This is a genomic window from Peristeroidobacter agariperforans (assembly GCF_004138335.1).
Classification (GTDB): Bacteria; Pseudomonadota; Gammaproteobacteria; order Steroidobacterales; family Steroidobacteraceae; genus Steroidobacter; species Steroidobacter agariperforans.
Map to the genome: position 1 here is coordinate 285540 of NZ_RYFW01000002.1, position 18341 is coordinate 303880.

The 18341-nt window shown below is 62.2% G+C and carries 20 protein-coding genes; 15 read left to right on the forward strand and 5 right to left on the reverse strand.

Features of this window, described 5'->3' with window-relative positions:
* The first annotated feature begins 37 nt into the window (after positions 1 to 37).
* A complete protein-coding gene (locus EK373_RS15160; protein WP_129644352.1) occupies positions 38 to 457 on the forward strand; it encodes a hypothetical protein in 420 nt (139 codons plus the stop codon).
* On the opposite strand, the gene EK373_RS15165 is transcribed toward EK373_RS15160, so the two are convergent.
* Positions 452 to 835, reverse strand: a complete 384-nt coding sequence (locus EK373_RS15165; protein ID WP_129644354.1) for a VOC family protein — start codon at positions 833 to 835, stop codon at positions 452 to 454. The genes EK373_RS15160 and EK373_RS15165 overlap by 6 nt on opposite strands.
* Before the next feature lie 147 nt (positions 836 to 982).
* On the opposite strand from EK373_RS15165, the gene EK373_RS15170 reads away from it, so the two are divergent.
* Both EK373_RS15170 and EK373_RS15175 read left to right on the forward strand, forming a co-directional pair.
* Positions 983 to 1255, forward strand: coding sequence for a DUF4242 domain-containing protein (locus tag EK373_RS15170; protein ID WP_129644356.1), 273 nt, complete (start codon positions 983 to 985; stop codon positions 1253 to 1255).
* An 88-nt stretch (positions 1256 to 1343) separates the two neighbouring features.
* The gene (locus EK373_RS15175; RefSeq protein ID WP_198683366.1) at positions 1344 to 3944 is read left to right on the forward strand and encodes an ATP-binding protein; all 2601 of its coding nucleotides are present in this window, start codon (positions 1344 to 1346) and stop codon (positions 3942 to 3944) included.
* A gap of 6 nt (positions 3945 to 3950) precedes the next feature.
* Here EK373_RS15175 and EK373_RS15180 read toward each other — a convergent pair whose 3' ends face one another.
* Positions 3951 to 4418, reverse strand: coding sequence for a hypothetical protein (locus tag EK373_RS15180; protein ID WP_129644360.1), 468 nt, complete (start codon positions 4416 to 4418; stop codon positions 3951 to 3953).
* Between the two features lie 160 nt (positions 4419 to 4578).
* Between EK373_RS15180 and EK373_RS15185 the strand changes: the two genes are divergently transcribed.
* From EK373_RS15185 to EK373_RS15225, 9 genes are all read left to right on the forward strand, one after another.
* Positions 4579 to 4800, forward strand: coding sequence for a hypothetical protein (locus EK373_RS15185; protein ID WP_129644362.1), 222 nt, complete (start codon positions 4579 to 4581; stop codon positions 4798 to 4800).
* Positions 4797 to 4988 carry a twin transmembrane helix small protein gene (locus EK373_RS15190; protein WP_129644364.1) on the forward strand — a complete coding sequence of 64 codons (192 nt, stop codon included), beginning with the start codon at positions 4797 to 4799 and terminating at the stop codon, positions 4986 to 4988. Before EK373_RS15185 ends, EK373_RS15190 begins: the two co-directional genes overlap by 4 nt.
* A gap of 22 nt (positions 4989 to 5010) precedes the next feature.
* Positions 5011 to 6423, forward strand: coding sequence for an aminotransferase-like domain-containing protein (locus EK373_RS15195; protein WP_129644366.1), 1413 nt, complete (start codon positions 5011 to 5013; stop codon positions 6421 to 6423).
* Between the two features lie 104 nt (positions 6424 to 6527).
* Positions 6528 to 6914: a YciI family protein gene (locus EK373_RS15200; protein WP_129644368.1), complete on the forward strand. Its 387-nt coding sequence runs from the start codon at positions 6528 to 6530 to the stop codon at positions 6912 to 6914.
* Positions 6914 to 8167 (forward strand): RNA polymerase sigma factor, encoded by a 1254-nt coding sequence (locus tag EK373_RS15205; protein WP_129644370.1) that lies wholly within the window; start codon positions 6914 to 6916, stop codon positions 8165 to 8167. Before EK373_RS15200 ends, EK373_RS15205 begins: the two co-directional genes overlap by 1 nt.
* Before the next feature lie 92 nt (positions 8168 to 8259).
* On the forward strand, positions 8260 to 9219 hold the full coding sequence (locus tag EK373_RS15210; protein WP_129644372.1) for a hypothetical protein: 960 nt from the start codon (positions 8260 to 8262) through the stop codon (positions 9217 to 9219).
* Positions 9220 to 9300: 81 nt separating this feature from the next.
* Positions 9301 to 10044, forward strand: coding sequence for a cytochrome b/b6 domain-containing protein (locus EK373_RS15215; RefSeq protein WP_129644374.1), 744 nt, complete (start codon positions 9301 to 9303; stop codon positions 10042 to 10044).
* A 41-nt stretch (positions 10045 to 10085) separates the two neighbouring features.
* Entirely contained in the window at positions 10086 to 10790 is a 705-nt protein-coding gene (locus EK373_RS15220; RefSeq protein WP_198683367.1) for a molybdopterin-dependent oxidoreductase, read from the forward strand.
* Positions 10791 to 10882: 92 nt separating this feature from the next.
* Positions 10883 to 11266 carry an energy transducer TonB gene (locus EK373_RS15225; protein WP_129644376.1) on the forward strand — a complete coding sequence of 128 codons (384 nt, stop codon included), beginning with the start codon at positions 10883 to 10885 and terminating at the stop codon, positions 11264 to 11266.
* Here EK373_RS15225 and EK373_RS15230 read toward each other — a convergent pair.
* Together EK373_RS15230 and EK373_RS15235 are read right to left on the reverse strand one after the other, a co-directional pair.
* Positions 11249 to 12289 (reverse strand): tetratricopeptide repeat protein, encoded by a 1041-nt coding sequence (locus tag EK373_RS15230; RefSeq protein ID WP_232831119.1) that lies wholly within the window; start codon positions 12287 to 12289, stop codon positions 11249 to 11251. The two genes, EK373_RS15225 and EK373_RS15230, sit on opposite strands and share 18 nt — an antisense overlap.
* A gap of 61 nt (positions 12290 to 12350) precedes the next feature.
* Complete coding sequence (locus EK373_RS15235; protein WP_129644380.1) at positions 12351 to 14351, reverse strand: carboxypeptidase-like regulatory domain-containing protein; 2001 nt, start codon at positions 14349 to 14351, stop codon at positions 12351 to 12353.
* Positions 14352 to 14690: 339 nt separating this feature from the next.
* Here EK373_RS15235 and EK373_RS15240 point away from each other — a divergent pair, with 339 nt between their 5' ends.
* The 3 genes from EK373_RS15240 (at position 14691) to EK373_RS15250 (ending at position 17909) form a co-directional block, all read left to right on the forward strand.
* On the forward strand, positions 14691 to 15296 hold the full coding sequence (locus EK373_RS15240; protein ID WP_129644382.1) for a hypothetical protein: 606 nt from the start codon (positions 14691 to 14693) through the stop codon (positions 15294 to 15296).
* A gap of 252 nt (positions 15297 to 15548) precedes the next feature.
* Positions 15549 to 17144, forward strand: a complete 1596-nt coding sequence (locus EK373_RS15245) for an amidase family protein (protein ID WP_232831120.1) — start codon at positions 15549 to 15551, stop codon at positions 17142 to 17144.
* A gap of 66 nt (positions 17145 to 17210) precedes the next feature.
* On the forward strand, positions 17211 to 17909 hold the full coding sequence (locus EK373_RS15250) for an extensin-like domain-containing protein (RefSeq protein WP_129644386.1): 699 nt from the start codon (positions 17211 to 17213) through the stop codon (positions 17907 to 17909).
* On the opposite strand, the gene EK373_RS15255 is transcribed toward EK373_RS15250, so the two are convergent.
* Entirely contained in the window at positions 17906 to 18325 is a 420-nt protein-coding gene (locus EK373_RS15255) for a VOC family protein (RefSeq protein ID WP_129644388.1), read from the reverse strand. The genes EK373_RS15250 and EK373_RS15255 overlap by 4 nt on opposite strands.
* Between the last annotated feature and the right edge of the window lie 16 nt (positions 18326 to 18341).

An 18341-nucleotide genomic window follows, 5' to 3' on the forward strand; every position in this document is an offset into this window, starting at 1 on the left:
GCTGGCGAAAGCGCCCGCAGGCTCCTACTCTTGCGGTATGCAAAACATCAGCATCCGCGCGGTCATTCTTGCAACTCTTGCCGTCCTGGGCATCGACATCGTTTCCGGCATGTTGTTGACGCAGATGTTCGGCGGCCCGGGCTGGGATACGGAGCTGTCGAGGGAGGAAATCCGCCGCGCCTATCAGGTGTTGATGCAGGATGTCCGCTATCTGGCGCTCGGTCTGCTCCTCGGCACTGCTTCCACGGTGCTGGGCGGCTATCTGGCGGCTCGCCTGGCGCGCAACATGCCGTATTACAACGCGCTGGCATTTGGCGTGCTCGGCATCCTGATCAGCATGATCGGCGCGGGCGATCTGCCCACCTGGGTCAAGATCGTCGGGCTGGGGCTGAGCCTGCCGGCTGCCGTGCTCGGCGGTCATATCGCCAAGCTGCAAGCGAGCAAGCCCGCCTCATGAACCGCTGCCGTACGGGCGCGTGATGATTTCCAGGTAGTGGCCGTTCGGATCGTTCCAATACACGCCGCGGCCGCCATCGTGATGGTTGATCTCGGACGGCCGCGAGTGCATCGGATCCGCCCAATATTCCAGCTTGCGCTGCTGGATGCGCCCGAAGATCGCATCGAACTCGTACTCGCTCACCAGAAACGCATAGTGTTCGATGATGAAAGGCTCATCGGTCTGGATGTAGTCGAGCGTCACGCCGTTGTCGAGCTGCACGGTCCAGAACGGCCCGAACCGCCCCGGGTCGGCCAGCCCGAGCAACTCGGTGAGAAAGTTCGCCGAAGCCTTCGCATCCTTCGCGTGCACGATGGTGTGGTTGAGCTGAATGGCCATGAGTTTCCCTCCGCGCCAGCCAATGTTTCTTTGCCCACCGCCCAAGCATAACCAAAGACGACTTCCAATATAGGCAATCCCGCCGTATCGGCCTGGCCGGCAGATTCGTATCTTGGCGGGGCGTCGCAACTCCTTCAGGAGAAGACCATGCCCCGCTATCTGATCGAACGTACTTTTCCCGACGGTCTGGGCCTGCCGGCGAATGCGGAAGGCGCCAAGGCGGCCACCAATGTGATCGCGACCAATGCCCAGGAAGGCGTGACCTGGGTGCACTCCTATGTGACCCCGGATCGCAAAAAGACCTACTGCATTTACGACGGGCCATCTCCCGAGGCCATCCGGTCGGTGGCCGAACGCAATGGGCTGCCGGTCGATCGCATTTCCGAAGTCCGGGTCCTGGATCCTTATTTCCTGTACTGACGCAGGTCTTCAGCTCGCGCCCGGGCGCCACTGCCGCGCTATGATTCCATGACATTGGCGGATCGGCGTGGGCATGGCGGGCCCGGGCATGAAGCTGCTGGAGCGGGATGAGCTGCTGACCTCGTTACAGGTGCTGCTGCGCGATGCCGCTGCGGGCCAGGGCAGCTTGTTGTTTCTCGAAGGCGAGGCGGGCATCGGCAAGACTTCGCTATTGCGCGCGTTCGCCAACTCGCAGCAAGGGCAGGTGCCGGTGTACTGGGGCGCCTGCGATGCCCTGCACACCCCTCGACCGCTCGGCCCGTTGTTCGATATCGCCGCTCAGATCAAAGGTGAGCTGCAGGCTGCCCTCCATGGCAATGTCGAACGCGTGCGCGTGTTCAGCAGTTTTCTTGCCGAAATCACCCGGCCGCCGGCCTTGATCGTGTTGGAGGACTTGCACTGGGCGGACGAGGCGACGCTCGATTGCCTTCGCTATGTGGGCCGGCGTATCGGCCGCACGCATGCGCTGCTGGTCGTGAGCTTTCGTAACGACGAAGTCGGACCGTCGCACGCGCTGCGCCTGGTGCTCGGAGACCTGGCCACCAGCGGTGCAAAGCGGTTGTCGCCGCAGCCGCTGTCGCTGGCCGCCATCCGAGAATTGGTCGGCGATTGCGACGTCGATCCTGCCGAGCTGCAAACAAAGACCAGCGGCAATCCGTTCTTCGTTACCGAAGTCGTCGCAGCCGGCGGAGTGAGAATGCCGGCGACCGTACGAGATGCAGTGCTGGCGCGCGCTGGCCGGTTGCGCCCATCGGCTCGCGCAATTCTCGACGCTGCAGCTGTTGCCGGCCCGCGAATCGAGCCGTGGTTGTTACAAGAGCTGACCGCGGCAGAGAGCGGCTGGATCGATGAATGCCTCGCGACCGGAGTGCTGTGCGCACAGAGCGGCGTGTTCACCTTTCGTCACGAGCTGGCGCGTGAAGCCATCCTCGACGCGTTGACTCCGACCAAAGCCATGAGCCTGCACCGCATGGTGCTACAGGCGCTGCAATCGCATTCTTCGGCTGATCTCGCGCGACTCGCACATCATGCCGAAGGCGCATCACTCGAAGAGGCTGTATTGGAACTGGCGCCCGCGGCTGCGCGAGAAGCAGCAGCGAAGGGCGCGCATCGTCAGGCTGCTCAGCAATTCGCACGGGCGCTGAAGTTTGCAGCGACACCGACGGCTCGGCGCGCTGCCTTGCTCGATGACTATGCGTCCGAATGTCAGCTCAGCGGCATGGTGAGCGACGCCATCGAGGCGCGACGCAACGCTGTACGACTATGGCAAGACCTCGGTGAACGAAGCAGGCAGGCGATCTCACTAGCGCGACTTGCGCACGCGTTGGTCGTTTCTGGCAAGAACGCCGAGAGTGAGGCGACGATGCGTGAGGCGGCGTCGCTGGTCGCCGCCGATCTGTCGGGAGCTGCGGCAGTAGTCGTGCGTCGCTGGGCCGCGCACCTGCGAATGCTCGATCGCGACGTCGAGGAAGCAATCAACGAAGGGGAGCAGGCCAAGGCTGTCGCCGAGGCGCTCGACGATCGTGAGTCCATCGTTCACTGCCTCAATACCATCGGGTCGTCGCTGATTATTTCTGGCCGCGTGGCAGAGGGGTGCGATCATCTGGAGCGCAGCCGTGCGCTGGCCGAAGAGATTCGATCGGATTCCTGGATCGCGAGCGCTTTCGTCAATCTGGGGTCGGCGTGCGGTGAGGTCTATCGTTTCGATCTCGCGGACAACTATCTTCGGCAAGGCGTCGAGTTCTGCAACGATCGCGACATCGACTTCGCGCGGCTCTATCAGTTGTCCTGGCAGGCGTTGGTGTGGATGTATCGGGGGCGCTATACGGAAGCGTCCGGTACAGCGCATGTCGTGCTCGCCGATCGGCGCTCGCCGGTGATCGCTCGCATCACGGCGTTGATCGCGTTAGGACGCGTGCGTGCTCGTCGCGGCGATCCGGCGGTGTGGGAGGCTTTGCACGAAGCGCAGGAACTTGCTGGCAATACGGGCACATTGCAGCGAGTCGCGTTGATGCAAGCTGCGCGAGCTGAGGCGGCGTGGCTCGAAGGCAGAGCAGCCGAAGCGGCGAGCGAGGCGTCGGCTGGGGTCGAGCTGGCGGTTCGCAAGCGCCATTCCTGGTTTGCGTCGGAGTTGTTGTTCTGGTGCTGGCAAGGCGACGGCTCGCTGCCTGGCGGCATGCCGGATTTCTGTGCGCAGGCGCCGTTCGCGATGGAGATTTCCGGTCGCTGGCAGGAAGCGGCGGCGAGCTGGAGTGCTTTGCAATGTCCGTTCGAGGCCGCGCGCGCGATGATGGAAGGCGACGAAGCGGCACAGCGCCAGGCTCTCACGGTGTTCGAAGCGTTCGGCGCCCGCCCGATGATCGAACGGATGCGTTACAAGCTGCGCTCGGCGGGCGTTCGCGGATTACAACGCGGCCCGAGAGAGAGCACGCAGACCAATCTGGCGGGACTTACGACCAAGGAAGTGGAAGTGCTCGGCCTGCTTTCACAGGGGCTGCGGAACAAAGAGATCGGCCAGCGACTGCATCGCTCGGCTCGCACCGTCGATCATCACCTGGCCGCAATATTCACCAAGCTCGATGTGTCGACGCGCGCCGAGGCGGTCAGCGCAGCGTACCGCCTCGGGATCATTGCAGCGAAGGCTCCGTAGGCGCAGTCACTTCTCCGGCTGCTTCGTCGTCACGCCTGCCGGCAAATCATCGCGCGTCGTGTCGCGACGTTCGCACTCTGACTTCTCGATGCCACGCAGTTTGGAGCAGTCGGGCTTGCCCGATGTGCCTATGCCGCGCGAAGTGGGCGGAACTCGTTCCTGGTTGTTCGCAGGGTTGAGCCGGTTGTCATTCTGCTCTCTCGTGCGGCGTGAATCCGGCGGCCGCACGGTCTCCTGTCTCGCGGCTGGCGAGTTCGGCGTCATCTGCTCTGTCCGGTTCGGCTGCGTTGGCTGCGCCGGCGTCGGCGAAGTTTGCGGCGATGGCATGGGTGTCGCGGCAGGAGGCGACGTCGTTGGCTGACGAACCGGTGTTTCCGTGCGCGACGGCGTTGCTCGATTGCCGGTGTTCTGCGCGTCCGCAGTCGCAAAGCCTGCCATGGCGACGGCGGCCACTATGTAAATCGATGTGCGCATTGGACTTTCTCCTCAGCCTCGGATGCAGGAGTAACGGGCCGGCCAAGGCGCGGTTCCACCCGGGCCGGGCGGTTGCCTGTGCCACTTTTTTTGCCTCGATCTGCATCTGTTATGCAGCACAGAGCGTCCCTACGATGCGTCCGTACCAAGGAGAAAAGCGATGCGGATTGCCAAACCCCTGCTGCTGGTGACGACGCCCATCGGCGTAGCAGGCGCCATCTACGAGGCGTACCGGCAGGCTGGCGGCCTGGTGATCCTGATGGTGGCGCTCATGTCATTGATCGCCGTTGCCTTCGGCTCGCTGGTCTACACCATCCGTCGCGAGGCGGCGCAAGAGAAGCTGCGCACAGCGGCTAAAGTCAATGCAGCGGAGCAATCATGAAAGAGCTCATCGTTCTGACGATCCTCGGCATCGTCATCAGTCTCGGCCACGCCATGTTCAGCATGGTCTCCGGGCCCACCGACTCCAAGGCCATGGTCAAGGCGCTGACCGTTCGCGTGGCTCTGTCCGTGGCGTTGTTCGCCTTCCTGATGATCGGCTGGTACATGGGAGCGCTGCAGCCGCACTGAACTTATCGATAAACTGGCGCGCATGAAGCTGTATCAGGAGCTGGCCGCCGATCTCACATCGCTCATCCGCCAAGGCACGCTGCAGGCGGGCGAGCGGATTCCATCGGTGCGCGAGCTGTGCCGTGAGCGGGGAGTGAGTCCAGCCACCGCCATGCGCGCATATGATGTGCTCGAAGCGAATGGCCTGGTCGAGAGCCGGCATCGTTCGGGCTACTACGTCAGCAATCGTTGGCAGCAAGGTCCGGGCGAGCCGCGCGCGTCGCGCCCGTCATCGCGATCGACGCAAGTCGATGTCAGCGATCTGGTCTTCAACATTCTCGAAGCGTCCCGCGACCGCGATGTGGTCCCGCTCGGATCGGCGTTTCCCAGTCCGACGCTGTTTCCTTGGGCAAAGCTCGCGAGACACCTCGGCAGCAGCGCCAGAAACATGGACCCGTGGAGCACCGTCGAGAGCCTGCCACCCGGCAGTCCGGAGCTGCGCCGTCAGATTGCGCGTCGATATTTGCAGTTTGGCTCGCGGGTGCCGTCCGACGAGATCGTCGTCACTTCCGGCGCGCTCGAAGCGCTGACGCTCTGCCTGCAAACAGTCACACGCCCTGGCGACACGGTTGCGATCGAAGCGCCCGCGTTCTACGCCTGCTTGCAGGCCATCGAGACGTGGGGTTTGCGTGCGGTGGAGATTCCGACGCATCCACGCGAAGGCGTCGACCTCGGCGCACTCGAACAGGCCATCGCCAAACACAATGTACGCGCCTGCTGGTTCATGACGACGTTTCAGAATCCGCTCGGCGCCTCGCTGCCGGAAGAAAAGAAGCGCGACCTGGTCGAGTTGCTGGCCGGGCACGAGATCCCGTTGATCGAAGACGACGTGTACGCCGAGCTGCATTTCGACCGGCACCGGCCGAAGCCGGCGAAGGCGTTCGACCGCAAAGGGCTGGTGCTCAATTGCGGCTCGTTCTCGAAGTGCCTGGCGCCGGGCTATCGATTGGGCTGGGCCGCGGCGGGCCGGTTCGCGTCCGCTGTCCAACGGCGCAAGGTAACCACGTCGCTTGCCACCAGCGTGCCCATTCAGAACGGCATCGCGCAGATGCTTCGCAACGAAGGTTACGATCGTCACCTGGATAAATTGCGCCAGTCGCTGCGATCTCAGCAGGGCGCCGCACTCGCTGCCCTCAAACAACACTTTCCGTCGGGCTTCCGGGTGGCGACGCCCGAGGGCGGTTACTTCTTGTGGATCGAGTTGCCCGAGAAGGTCGATGCGCTGGAGGTCCATCGCCGCGCCATTGAGGCCCACATCAGCATCGCGCCGGGCCCGATGTTTTCGGCGCGTCGGCAGTTCCGCAACTGCCTGCGCTTGAACTATGGCCACCCCTGGACCGCCCAGGTCGAAGATGCCGTGGCCGAGCTCGGGCGCATCATCCGCTCGCTGGCCTGAAAAAAATTCGCCGGCCGTGTCGAAATCGGCGGCCCGGCTTCGACTTGCTCCTGAAAGCACGCCGCAGCGGCGCGCTAGAATGCCCTCACACAGGAGCTAACCACATGAAATACATGCTGATGATGAACACCCCCGCGGCTGGCGAGTACCAGATCATGAGCTGGCCGAAGCAGGACATCGAGGCGCACATCGCGTTCATGATGGACTTCCACAAGCAGCTCACCGCGTCGGGCGAACTGGTGGATGCGCAGGGCCTGACCGGCCCGTCGCAGGCCAGGCTGGTCCGTGCCGGCAAGGATGGCAAGCCGGTCACCGATGGCGTGTTTCCGGAATCCAAGGAATTCCTCGCCGGCTACTGGATCATCGATGTGCCGAGCACGGCCCGCGCTTACGAGATCGCGGCACAGGCATCGCTCGCGCCGGGCGTCGGCGGTGCTCCGCTGTATCTGCCGATCGAAGTGCGTGAGATCGGCGTGGCGCCGAAAACCTAGTGACTGCCGGGAAGCTCGACGCAAGCACCGAGCACCTGCTGCGCGAACTGGCGCCGCAGGTACTCGGCGCCGTGATGCGCCGTTATCGCAACCTCAACAGCTGCGAAGATGCCGTACAGGAAGCGCTGATCGCCGCGGCCACGCAATGGCCCGCTGAGGGCGTGCCCCACAATCCTCGCGGCTGGCTCTTGCAGGTCGCGCTTCGGCGCATGACTGACACCGTTCGCAGCGAGATCGCACGTCGCAATCGCGAGGCCGTGGCGATGGAAGATTCATCCTTGGTGGTTGCGCCTGCAATCTATAGCGAGCCGGAGATCGATCCGGACGACGCGCTCGTGCTGCTGTTCATGTGCTGCCATCCGTTGCTGTCGCCGCCTTCGGCAATCGCGCTGACCTTGCGAGCGGTCGGTGGGCTCACGACGGGTGAGATTGCGAGGGCCTTTCTCGTGCCCGAGGCGACCATGGCGCAGCGGATCAGTCGCGCCAAGCAGAGCGTGAAAACATCGGACGTGGCGTTTCAGATGCCGGAAGCGTCGGAGCGGGCAGAACGGCTCGGCTCGGTGCTGCAGGTTTTGTATCTGATGTTCAACGAAGGCTACACGACCAGCTCGGGCACTGAACTGCAACGCACGGATTTGTCGAACGAGGCGATTCGTCTCACGCGATTGTTGGTCAGGCTCGTGCCCGGCGATGGCGAAGCTCGCGGTCTGCTTGCGCTGATGCTGCTGACCGATGCTCGTCGTCTTGCGCGGAGTGGGCCGATCGGCGAGCTGATTCCACTTGACGAGCAGGAGCGCGCGTTGTGGGACAAGGAAATGATTGCCGAAGGCGTGGCGCTCGTTACCACGGCCTTCTCGCGCGGGGCGGTCGGCGAATATCAATTGCAGGCCGCTGTTGCAGCCTTGCATGACGAAGCGGCCCGTGTGGAGGACACCGATTGGGCGCAGATCCAGGCGCTGTATGGCGTACTGATGCGAATGTCAGATAACCCCATGGCGGTGATGAATCACGCTATAGCGGCGGCCATGGTGCATGGGCCGACGAAAGGGTTGGAGTTGCTGGCGCCTCTGGAAAAGGATGAACGCCTGCGTGGCAATCATCGTTTGGAGGCCGTTCGTGCTCACTTGCTCGAGCGCGCCGGCGAGCGAGCTCGAGCCGTCGAGTTGTATCAGGCCGCGGCGGCGAAGACGAACAGCATTCCGGAAAGGAACTATTTGATGCTGAAGGCGGCGAAGCTGCGCGATGGCAAATAGTGCAGCGAGCTCGGCGCTGCTTGCCAGAGTTCAGGCGTTGGAGGATAAGGACACGAGCAGCGCCGGGAACTCCGAACTCGAAGGAGCCTCGTATGAACTTTCTTGCACGGGTGGGTTTGTTTCTTTTGCGTGTAACAGTTCCGCTGACATTTGCCCTGGCTGCGTCGGCGGGGCCGATATCAGACCGCATTCAGGTAGGCGACGAGGTCATAGGCTCTTTTCGGTACGACCTGTCCCAGGCGCCCGGAGACTCCAATCCTGCCGGCTTCAGCGGCGAGTACCGATTCACGGATGCGAATAGTTTCATCCAGGTCTCAGTTGGCGGGCACACCTTCTCCTCCGCTGTTGGCGCTACTTTCATCCCCTCCAGGCCAGGTCACGTGTCGGTGCTGGTGACGAACCGTTTCGCCGCTTTCGATGAGCTGCAGATCAGAGGCATCGGGAATGAGGCAAGCTTCGCGCCGTTCCTGAGTTTTCTGTCGCGGCAGGATCCTGCGTTTGTGCCGCTCGGTACGATTCTTATCAATTTCATCCTCGATCCTTCCGCTCTGGCCTCGGACGCTCTGCCGACGGTGATCGACCCTTCGGCCGCGATACCCTTTGAATCGTTTCCTGCCATCTTCGGCCAGGTTGAAGGTCTGAGTACCCAGCCGCCGGACGAGGCGGAAGCCGCCGCGACCAGGGAATGGGCCATCTTCTATGAGGTGGAGCCCAGCGATGTCACGATCGAGAATAACGTCGTCTCCGGACGTTTCGTGGGGCGCGTCACGGAGGTTGCGGACAATACCCAACTGCTCCCGCCGAGCGAGATGTTCGACTCTCTGCTGGAGCAAGTCACAGGTGTCGGGCCGGGGCGGAGCCTGCAAGGCAAGATCGAAAACGCCCGCGCCTACTTCCTCGCTTCAGACCTGCCCGCCACTTGCGCAATGCTTCAAGGTTTCTCCTCGCAGGTACGAGCTCAATCCGGCAAGTCGATCCCGCGTGACACCGCAAACAAGTTGTCAGCGGAAGCGGCCGCACTTGGACTCGCAATCGAGTGTGACGACTCCTGACGGACGTCATCTGCAGCGAAGCGCCGTCCCGGAGCAGTAAGCGGTCTTGGGAGGGGCGGCGCTCGCATCTACACTGATGTTATGAAGCCATCACGGGGACACAGCCGCTGGGTGAGAACCTGCCACTGGATTGCTGTGGCGAGCTTCACGGCGCTGGCGCTCAGCGGATTTTTCATCCTGATGGTGCATCCCCGTCTTTATTGGGGCCACGTCGGCAACGATCTGACGCCGGCGCTGTTGACGCTGCCCATCAGCAACAATTATCGCCCGGAAGAGTTGCAGAGCAGGATGGTGTTCACCGAGGTGCCCGGGGCGCCGGTCACCGCGGAACGCAACTTTCATATATTTAATCAGAATGGCTGGGCACGCAGTCTGCACTTCCTGGCTGCATGGATACTCGTCGGCATCGGCGCCATCTATGTTGCGCTCGGCGTCTCGAGCGGGCACGTGAAACGTGACTTGCTTCCCAGTGGCCGCGAGCTCTCGCCGCGCTCATTGCTGCAGGACTTGCGCAACCACTTTTCTCCGCGCGTCGGTTCGGCGGGCGTCGGGCCGCCTTATGGATTGCTACAAAAGCTGGCATACACGAGTGTCATGTTCGTCGTTCTGCCCTTGATGGTCGCAACAGGGCTGACGATGTCGCCGGCGGTGACCGCCGCCTATCCGATCCTCCTGGATGTGTTCGGCGGCTACCAGACCGCCCGCACGATCCATTTCTTTGGATTCACGGTCCTGGTGCTCTTCTTGATAGTTCACGTCGCGATGGTGATTGCGACGGGTTTCAGTCGCCAGCTGCGAGCCATGACCTGGGGAAGTGAGCAATGAAGCAGCCAAGTCGGATGCCACGTCGCGCATTTATCACAAGCATGGCGTCCTCGGCCGGCGTGCTGCTGGCCGGCTGTTCCCAAACCGATCCGCCGACCTATGGTCACGTGCTCCGCATGGGCGATTTGTTGACGTACAAGGCCCACCGGCTGCTGCTGCCTGCCCAGTCGCTCGCGCGGGAATACGACTATGCGGATATTTCCTCGGTGCCCGCGATTGGCACGACGAATCCATCCGGCCATAAGGAGCACGGGCCGGTCTATGAGCGTCTGCTCGCCAATCGGTTTGCAGATTGGCGGCTCCCCGTCGAAGGCAGCGTGGCCCGGCCGCTCGCTTTCTCACTCGATGAGTTGAAACGCATGCCGTCCCGGACTCAGATCACGAGGCACACGTGCGAAGAGGGCTGGTCGGCGATCGCGCAGTGGACCGGTGTGCCTCTGCGCAGCGTCCTGGAGTCCGCCGGGATTCGCTCGACAGCCCGGTTCGTGCAGTTCTACGCGTACGATGGCTGGGTTGACGGTATCGACATGCTCGATGCCCTGCACCCGCAGACCATCCTGGCCTACGGCATGAATGGCCGTGATTTGCCAATCAGCCACGGCGCGCCATTGCGAGCCAGGGTCGAGACACAGCTCGGTTACAAGAGCACGAAGTTTCTCAGGCGCATCGTGGTGACCGATCACTTCGACGACCACGGCGCCCGGGGGTTCATCCAGAATGGGTGGTCATGGTACGCGGGCATCTGAGCGCCGTTTGAAACATCTTGACGCGCCGGCCCTGAACGGCTGGAATCGAGACAAACATTCACGATCTGCGGCGCCTCAAAGGAGTGACACCCATGGTTCGGGTTCCGGTTCTCTCGCTGGTTCTCGTGGCCGCGATCACAGTAACGGCAGCCTGTTACGGTCAAACAACGCAAACGTCCGCTAGCGAGCAGGATGTTGTCTCGGCTTCAACGCTGAAGCGCACATACACCGTTCAACCAACATGGCCCGAGGCGGCCACCGGAGTCGAAGGCTGGGTTCGGCTGAGGTTCACGTTGTTGCCGAATGGCACGGTTGCCGACATCGAAGTCGAAGAGGCCCACCCGGCGGGCCTCTTCGACGCCTCCGCGGTGGAGGCGCTTCGACAATGGAAGTTCGAGCCTGTGGAGCGCGACGGCAAGAAGATCGCTCAACGCGCGGAGATCAGGATGAAGTACGCGCTACCGAGCGCCGGCTGAAACCTTCCCGTTCGTGGCCCGAAACGCGCGTTCGAGCACTTCGAGTTCCGCCGGATGAGCTTCGAGCCATTCCCGGCTGCCGTCGAGCTTGGCCAGTCCCGCGACGTAATAGAGGAATGTTTGTAGCAGCCCAACCTTGGTGAAGTCTTCCAAAGGCGCGGCCGCGTAGTTCCACACGAACTCCAGTGCCGCCGTCTTCTCGTGCGTTACGATGGTCCCGGTCAGAAGGTTGGTCATGGCTGCCACAAAACGAGCGGCATCGGGGGCGTCCACGGGAGTGTATTTATGTTCGGTATCGATCGCGAGCGCGAGTGCAACGTTCAACGCCAGCAGTGCCAGATCCGACTTGGAGCTCACCTGCACGTCGTCGGCCGCGCGATCCGTCGTTATGCCTTCGTTGCGATACTTCGTCACGCGCGTCGCGATCGCTGCGGCCGCATCGGCCGCGCGCTGTGACTTGGGCTCCAAAATGATGAAGCGCAGGCGCGTCAGCGCGGCAGCACCATCCAATCTGTAGGCGTCCAATGTGCCCGCGTACAGCAAGTATGCTGAAGAACGAGTCGGATCGCTCTCGATCGATATGCCCGCATGCTTCCGAGCTTCCGCGGTCCTGCCGAGTCGCGCAAGCGTGAGCGCGTAGTTGTAGTTGAGTTGCGAGTCGGTGGGCGCAATGGCCAGCCCTCGCTCGAACGATTCGACCGCGGCCTTTGAATCACCTGCATCGTCCTGGCAGCTACCCAACAAAGCCAGGCTCGACTGGAGACCTTGCTTGGTGGCAACAGCGTCTGTCGCATAGGCGATGCAAGCCTTCAAGTCGCCGAGCGCCTTCGCGGTCAGTCCCGCCTCATATAACAGCGCCGGATGATTCGGCTCGACTTCGATCAGCTTCTTATAAAGCTCGATCGCTTCGACATATTTACCGCGATCGTAAAGATCGATGGCCCGCTGCAGATCTTCGGCATGTTTCACTTGCGCACTGGAGGCCGCGGTCATCCAGAGCGACATCGCAAGTAAAAATGCCATGGTTGTCATGCTGAAGATCCATCTACACACCCGTTTGCCGAGGCTAACTCACATTCGTGTCTTATGGGCGAGCGCTCGAAGCCTTGCTGGCGACGGCGGAGGGGGCGTCGAACGGCTCGTAGTCGTAATACCTGATCAAGGTGTCCGTGAGGAAGCCCTGGTCTACGTCGGGCACGTATTGCCGCCACGTCTCGAACCAGTAAGTGCGCGCCCCATCTCGTGCCAGCACCGTCATGTGTGCGTCTTGGGTCAAATTGCACGGCACCCAGTCTGGCTCGCAGTATTTCAGGACGAGTTCGTCGCCCTCGATGATCCACTCGAAAGCCCAGTATGAGTAGTAGCCGCCGCTGCTGCTGTCGCGAACGTAAAGATTGCCGTTCTGGTCGAGATATTCGGCCTCCCGGGTGCCGAGGCCGCCGGCATCGAAGCGCCAGCGGGAGCCCTTCGCTCCAGGAGCGATCGGCGCTCGATCGAGCCCAAAAAAGTAATGGCGGCCCAGCACATGGTCCGGGGTGAACGCGAGCTGTTGTTGCGGATCCGTTCGCAGCGACGCACCGGCGTCGACACGACGGCCGCTCGGCAGCGTGAATTCATACAGCACGTCGGTGGCGACACTGTCCAGCTCGCGGATCGAGCGAAACCGGGCCGTCACGCCGTCGACGAACGCGATGTTGAGGGCGCCGCTGGCATCGAGCGACCACGAAAATTGTTTGCCGAACGCGCGGGTCGTGCCGGTACCGTTCGCATTCAGCTGTGCCACATCGGGCATGAAGCTGCGCCCCACGTATTCGCCGTCGGGGTCTCGGTTGTAGATCCACAGCGTTCGGGTCGAGTCGCGCAGCTCGGCGATATCGAATGGCAGGAAGTCCTGGTCATCGAGGATGGTGCGAGCCTCGGTCACGATCTCTGGCTGCGGGCCGATGGTGCCACAGCCTCGAGCGACGACGTGCCGCGACTCGGTGATCGCCAGCAGGTCCTTGTTGAGCAGCGTCAGTTTCACGCCGGGTGTGCTGTAGGCAACTTCGTATTCGGCGGGCGTGTCGCCATAGTCGTCTCCGGGGCAACTCGCCAGCTCCCAGCCACCCATCTCGACTGGCCCGTCGTCATAAGTGATCTCGACGCTCGCGCCCGAAACAGTCCAGGTCATGTTCAGATTCCGGGTCGCGGTGGAAGCCACGCCGGTGCCGTTGGAATTGAAGGTGTACGACACTGTGCGATCGGAAATCCCGTACGCTGCAACGTCATTCCTGAGCGACGCTGCCGTCAGCGTCGAGGGTAGCGAGGCGGTCGTGATCGGCTGTGTCAGTGTCGGATCGCTGGCGATGGCGCTCTGTGCATTTCGGAACGTCGTGGGATTCTGGATGAACAGGTCGGTGACGAGCTCTTCGCGCAGCGTCGCATTGGCCAGCAATGATTGCAGTGAGGTCTGGCCCGAAGGCATCGGATAAACGTCGGGCTGGTCGACCAGCAGCTTGATGGCGGCGGCCAGCCTGAGCAGGGCTTCAGCGCTCAGCTTCGGTGTCAGCGTATCGATCAGCGTCTGACTGTTGACCGCCTGTCCGCCGTTCGCTTCTTGCAGCAGCACGGCCAGCGCGGTACTGACATTGGTGATCTGGGTAGCGAAGTTCTCGCTGCTCGACAGGACCTCGTCGCTGCCCGCCTGAGTCTTCAGCGCCTGGAAGGCGCCCAGCCGGCTGGTGAACTCGACATACGACTGCGCGCCGGCGCCCTTGGCCTTCAAGGTAATGAACCCGCCAGCCGCGCTCTCTTCGACGGCCAGCTCGAGTCGATAGTTGCCGTTCGCATCGGCGGTAGTGGTGAAGGTCTGGCTGCCGATGGTCGCGGTGACCACAGCGCTCGGGATCGGCGCATCGGTGACCGTGCCGGTGAGCGTCAGCCGGCTCATCGTCGGCGCCGGGGGATTGCCATTGCCGTTGCCACCATTGTTGTTGCCGGTGCCATCACTGCTGCCACCGCCACCGCCACAGGCGGCCAACGCAGACAGCATCAAAGTCGACAGGACCGCCTTGCCCAGCGAGCGGCCGGACCGCAACGAACTCATGAACACTCCCCGTTCTAATTAGAGCTGGTTGAGCCGGGCGACCAGCTCCATCTGCCGCTTCGCGCTGACCTTGCCAAGGAATGCTTTGATCTGCGCCTGCACCATGCCGACAGCCACCGTGCGTGCGGCGGCCATTATTTCTGGCATCCTCCCGGAACGATTTCCGCTGCCTTAGTACGGCAGCTTGAGAATATCATCGCACCGTGCGGTGTACACGTCGACGTTCTGGCAGATCTCCGGATCGCGCGTGATCTCGAGCAGTGTTTTGACGGGCAAGTCACGCACCTCGCGAAGCCCAGGCTGCTGCCATGATCGGTGACGAACTGCTGACACGCTTCAGTGATCGACGCAGCGCCGCTGACCGACTATGTGCTCGACATCGCCGATCGTTGCCTCGATATCGTGCGAGTGCATTACTGCAACCATAAGCGTCTTGAATGTTCGCCCGGTCGGGCAGGTCGCGTTGCCGATGGCGCCTCGGTGTTCTATCTGATGCCAGAACATCCGGCGCTGCCGCCGAGCATCTATCGAAATGTGACCGATGCATTCGGGGTGCAAAACAACTGGCTCGGCTTGGACGTCGAATCCTTCACACCCAGTGACACCGATCAGTTGGCCGCAAAGATCATCGTGGGTCGCGATGAGCGGGCCAATCAAGGCGTGATTCGGCACGCGCTTCGTTCGCTTGGAACCTCGTTGTATCTGGTGGTGCCGGAAGCATCGTTCCTGCAACTCATTTACGCGTTGGATGCGGTGGCGGCGGTTGAAGTCAGAGGTGACAAGCATCGCCGGTACATCGCAGCGTTGACCTGCAATTGGGACGAGCAGGATTTGCCCGCCAGTCGTGAGCACTTTCCAGAAAAGGTTGGCCCAGTTCTGCGATCTGTACAGCATTCGCAACCGCATCGTTCACAGCGGTGCGAGCTTCGCATCCTTGCAGCGTGACTGGACCAGCGCGACCGGTGCCGCGTTCTTTCTGGTGTGGGCGTGTTACGAGCGATTGTTGGACCACAATCTGCGTAGCGATGAGGAAGTAAGACAGCATGCAGCCGAGGTGTTGAGCAAGCTGGCGCTGCCGGTTCGCGTAGGACGAAAATAATTCGCGATGTGCCGCTTGCTTGGATGAATTCAGCAGTCGCCGCGCGGGCTTGCATCCTGCTATCTTCGCTGCACAACAAGACCTCCGGGGAGCATTCCGTGACATCGAAGCGTTCGTGCGGCCTGGCGACTGTGGCCGCGTTGCTGATCGGTTACTTCAACTGTGCGCGAGCGGCTACTGTCGATTTCGACGCAGCGACTGTCGCGGATCTGAACCAGGCCTTCAAAGCCGGCACGCTCACGTCCGAACAACTGGTCCAGCATTGCCTCGCGCGTGTCGAGGCGTACGACCACCAGGGTCCGAAGATCAACGCCGTCATCATGCTGAATCCCAAAGCGCTCGAGACCGCGCGCGCGCTCGATGCCGAGCGCAAGAGCAAGGGTCCGCGCTCGCCGTTGCACGGCGTGCCGGTGCTGCTGAAGGACAACTTCGATACGTTCGACATGCCCACCACGGGCGGCTCGGTGCTGCTCGAGAACTGGGTGCCGCCCAATGATGCATTCGTCGTCAAGAAGCTGCGCGACGCCGGCGCGATCATTCTGGGCAAGCTCAATCTCTCCGAGTTCGCCTCGGGCACGGCGCACAGTTCGCTCGGTGGCCAGACGCTCAATCCTCATGACTTGATGCGCACCCCATCCGGCTCGTCCAGCGGGACGGGCGCAGCCATCGCCGCAGCGTATGCGCCGATCGGTTTGGGTACGGACACCGGCGGCTCGATTCGTGGCCCCACATCCGCAAACGGCATCGTGGGCTTGAAGCCAACGCACGGCTTGATGAGCCGCGACGGCATCATTCCGCTGGCGTTGTCCTTCGACACGGGCGGACCGATGGCACGCAGCGTCTATGACGTTGCCGTCGCACTGGGGGTCATGACGGGCGTCGACTCCGCGGATCCGGCGACCCAGAAGAGCAAGGGAAAATTCACAACCGACTACACTCAGTTCTTGAAGACCGGTGCATTGAAAGGCGCGCGTATCGGCATCGCTCGCGATTTTCTCGGCGCGGATCCCGATGTCGATTGGGTGATGGAGTCGGCGCTCGAATCGATGCGCAAAGCGGGCGCGACCATCGTGGACGTGCGCTTTCCGAAGTGGCTGCTCGACAGCAAGCCGGAGTTCTATGCCGCGGTCCGTCGCCCGGAGTTCGTCGCCCAGATCAGCCAGTATCTGGCCGCGACCGGGCCGGGTTATCCGAAAAACATCCAGGACCTGATCGAACGATCGAATGACGTGCGCTCGTTGGGCCCCCGCGGCGCCGGCCCGAACCCGGTTCGCTGGAACCTGTTCAAGAAGGAAGCGGAGAGCGGCAAGCTCGACGACTATCGTTACTTGTCCGTTCGCGATCACGCCCTGCCCATGGTTCGCGCGGTGGTCGAAGGCATCCTCGCGGCGGAGAAGCTCGATGCCATCGTCTACCCGACCTCGTCGCGTCGGCCGCCGTTGATGGCCGAGGCGCCGCCCTCGCCGGACTCGGCGTCCGCTGTGGATATCGCCAACCTCACGGGCTTTCCCGACTTGATCGTGCCCGCCGGTTTCACGACGGACGATCTGCCCGTCGGCATTTCTTTCTTCGGTCCCGCCTTCAGCGAACCGAAGTTGTTCGCGCTCGGCTACAGCTTCGAACAAGCTACGCGCGTGCGGCGCCTGCCGGTGCACACGCCGCAGTTGGAGAATCAGTCGATCAACGTGCCTTGAGGATCGACGCAATTTTGACGCATCCGTGGCATGCAACCCGGGAAGCAAGCCGCGGGTTCTTGAATCATGCGTCTGCTGATTCTGGTCGCCGTGCTTGCACTGATCGTCGCCGGCGCGCTCTACGGAGTGCGCAGCGGCGCAATCGATGTGCCGCCAGACTGGAATCCGTGGGCGCAGCTCGATGTGAATGCCGAGCCCAACTTTCTGACCCGACACAAGCTCAATCGGCTGTCGAAGAGCTCGGAGCAATGTCAGCAGGTGCTGGCGACGACCGATATCGAATTCGAGCGGCTGGACAATAAAGTCACCGGCCCGGCGTGTGGTTTCTTCAATGCAGTGCGCGTCGATCGAACATCGAGTCGAGTCAGCAAGCCGTTCTCCTTGAGTTGCCGGGCGGCGGTCTCACTGGCTTTGTGGGAGCGTCATGTGCTCGCGCCAGCGGCGCAAAAGTACTTTGGTCAGAACGTTGCGACGCTGGAGCACTTCGGCAGCTATTCCTGTCGAAACGTTTACGGGCGCGCGAATGCGACGCGAAGTCAGCACGCGACGGCGGAAGCGTTGGATGTCGCTGGATTCGTGCTCGAAGACGGGCAGCGGATTCGAGTTTTGAAGGATTGGGAGGAGGGCGCAGAGAAGGCTGCGTTTCTTCGAGAGGTGCGCACTGGCGCGTGCCGCTTCTTCGATGGCGTGTTGAGCCCGGACTACAACGCCGCTCACCGCGACCATTTCCATTTCGATCGCGGTCCGTATCGAGTCTGTCGTTAGGCCGATTTCATATAGGGATCCCAGAAGCCCGGCGCCGGTTCGATCTGTTGAACCACGTCGACCCAGGTGCCGGACGGGTCGTGCATGCCGAAGCGACGCTGGCCCCACGGCTCATCGCGCAGCTCGTACGCAATGCGCGCGCCGGACTGTCGCACTTTCTGAAACTCCAGCGCCGCGTCACTGACCTGCAAGGTGAAGAACATGCCCTGGCCATTGAATTTCTCGGGTCCGGGCGGCGAGGAGGGATGGTCCGGTGACATGAAAGCGATGGCCAGCACCGGATTCGCCTTCGAAGCCAGGTAGATGAACCACGACGACTCGAACACGACTTCGAAGCCAAAGTGGCGCACGTAGAAATCGCGGCAGGCGCCGATCGCATCGGTGACGATGACCGGATAGGCAGATTCCAATTGCATGACGAATTCCTCGCGG

Bases quoted from the DNA above. Each gene is read 5' to 3' on its own strand.
- EK373_RS15185 (WP_129644362.1), top strand. From the start codon at position 4,579: ATGCGGATTGCCAAACCCCTGCTGCTGGTGACGACGCCCATCGGCGTA.
- EK373_RS15175 (WP_198683366.1), top strand. From the start codon at position 1,344: ATGAAGCTGCTGGAGCGGGATGAGCTGCTGACCTCGTTACAGGTGCTG.
- EK373_RS15225 (WP_129644376.1), top strand. From the start codon at position 10,883: ATGGTTCGGGTTCCGGTTCTCTCGCTGGTTCTCGTGGCCGCGATCACA.
- EK373_RS15190 (WP_129644364.1), top strand. From the start codon at position 4,797: ATGAAAGAGCTCATCGTTCTGACGATCCTCGGCATCGTCATCAGTCTC.
- EK373_RS15200 (WP_129644368.1), top strand. From the start codon at position 6,528: ATGAAATACATGCTGATGATGAACACCCCCGCGGCTGGCGAGTACCAG.
- EK373_RS15255 (WP_129644388.1), bottom strand. From the start codon at position 18,325: ATGCAATTGGAATCTGCCTATCCGGTCATCGTCACCGATGCGATCGGC.
- EK373_RS15180 (WP_129644360.1), bottom strand. From the start codon at position 4,418: ATGCGCACATCGATTTACATAGTGGCCGCCGTCGCCATGGCAGGCTTT.
- EK373_RS15215 (WP_129644374.1), top strand. From the start codon at position 9,301: ATGAAGCCATCACGGGGACACAGCCGCTGGGTGAGAACCTGCCACTGG.
- EK373_RS15230 (WP_232831119.1), bottom strand. From the start codon at position 12,289: ATGGCATTTTTACTTGCGATGTCGCTCTGGATGACCGCGGCCTCCAGT.
- EK373_RS15220 (WP_198683367.1), top strand. From the start codon at position 10,086: ATGGCGTCCTCGGCCGGCGTGCTGCTGGCCGGCTGTTCCCAAACCGAT.
- EK373_RS15170 (WP_129644356.1), top strand. From the start codon at position 983: ATGCCCCGCTATCTGATCGAACGTACTTTTCCCGACGGTCTGGGCCTG.
- EK373_RS15210 (WP_129644372.1), top strand. From the start codon at position 8,260: ATGAACTTTCTTGCACGGGTGGGTTTGTTTCTTTTGCGTGTAACAGTT.
- EK373_RS15165 (WP_129644354.1), bottom strand. From the start codon at position 835: ATGGCCATTCAGCTCAACCACACCATCGTGCACGCGAAGGATGCGAAG.
- EK373_RS15250 (WP_129644386.1), top strand. From the start codon at position 17,211: ATGCGTCTGCTGATTCTGGTCGCCGTGCTTGCACTGATCGTCGCCGGC.
- EK373_RS15160 (WP_129644352.1), top strand. From the start codon at position 38: ATGCAAAACATCAGCATCCGCGCGGTCATTCTTGCAACTCTTGCCGTC.
- EK373_RS15235 (WP_129644380.1), bottom strand. From the start codon at position 14,351: ATGAGTTCGTTGCGGTCCGGCCGCTCGCTGGGCAAGGCGGTCCTGTCG.
- EK373_RS15195 (WP_129644366.1), top strand. From the start codon at position 5,011: ATGAAGCTGTATCAGGAGCTGGCCGCCGATCTCACATCGCTCATCCGC.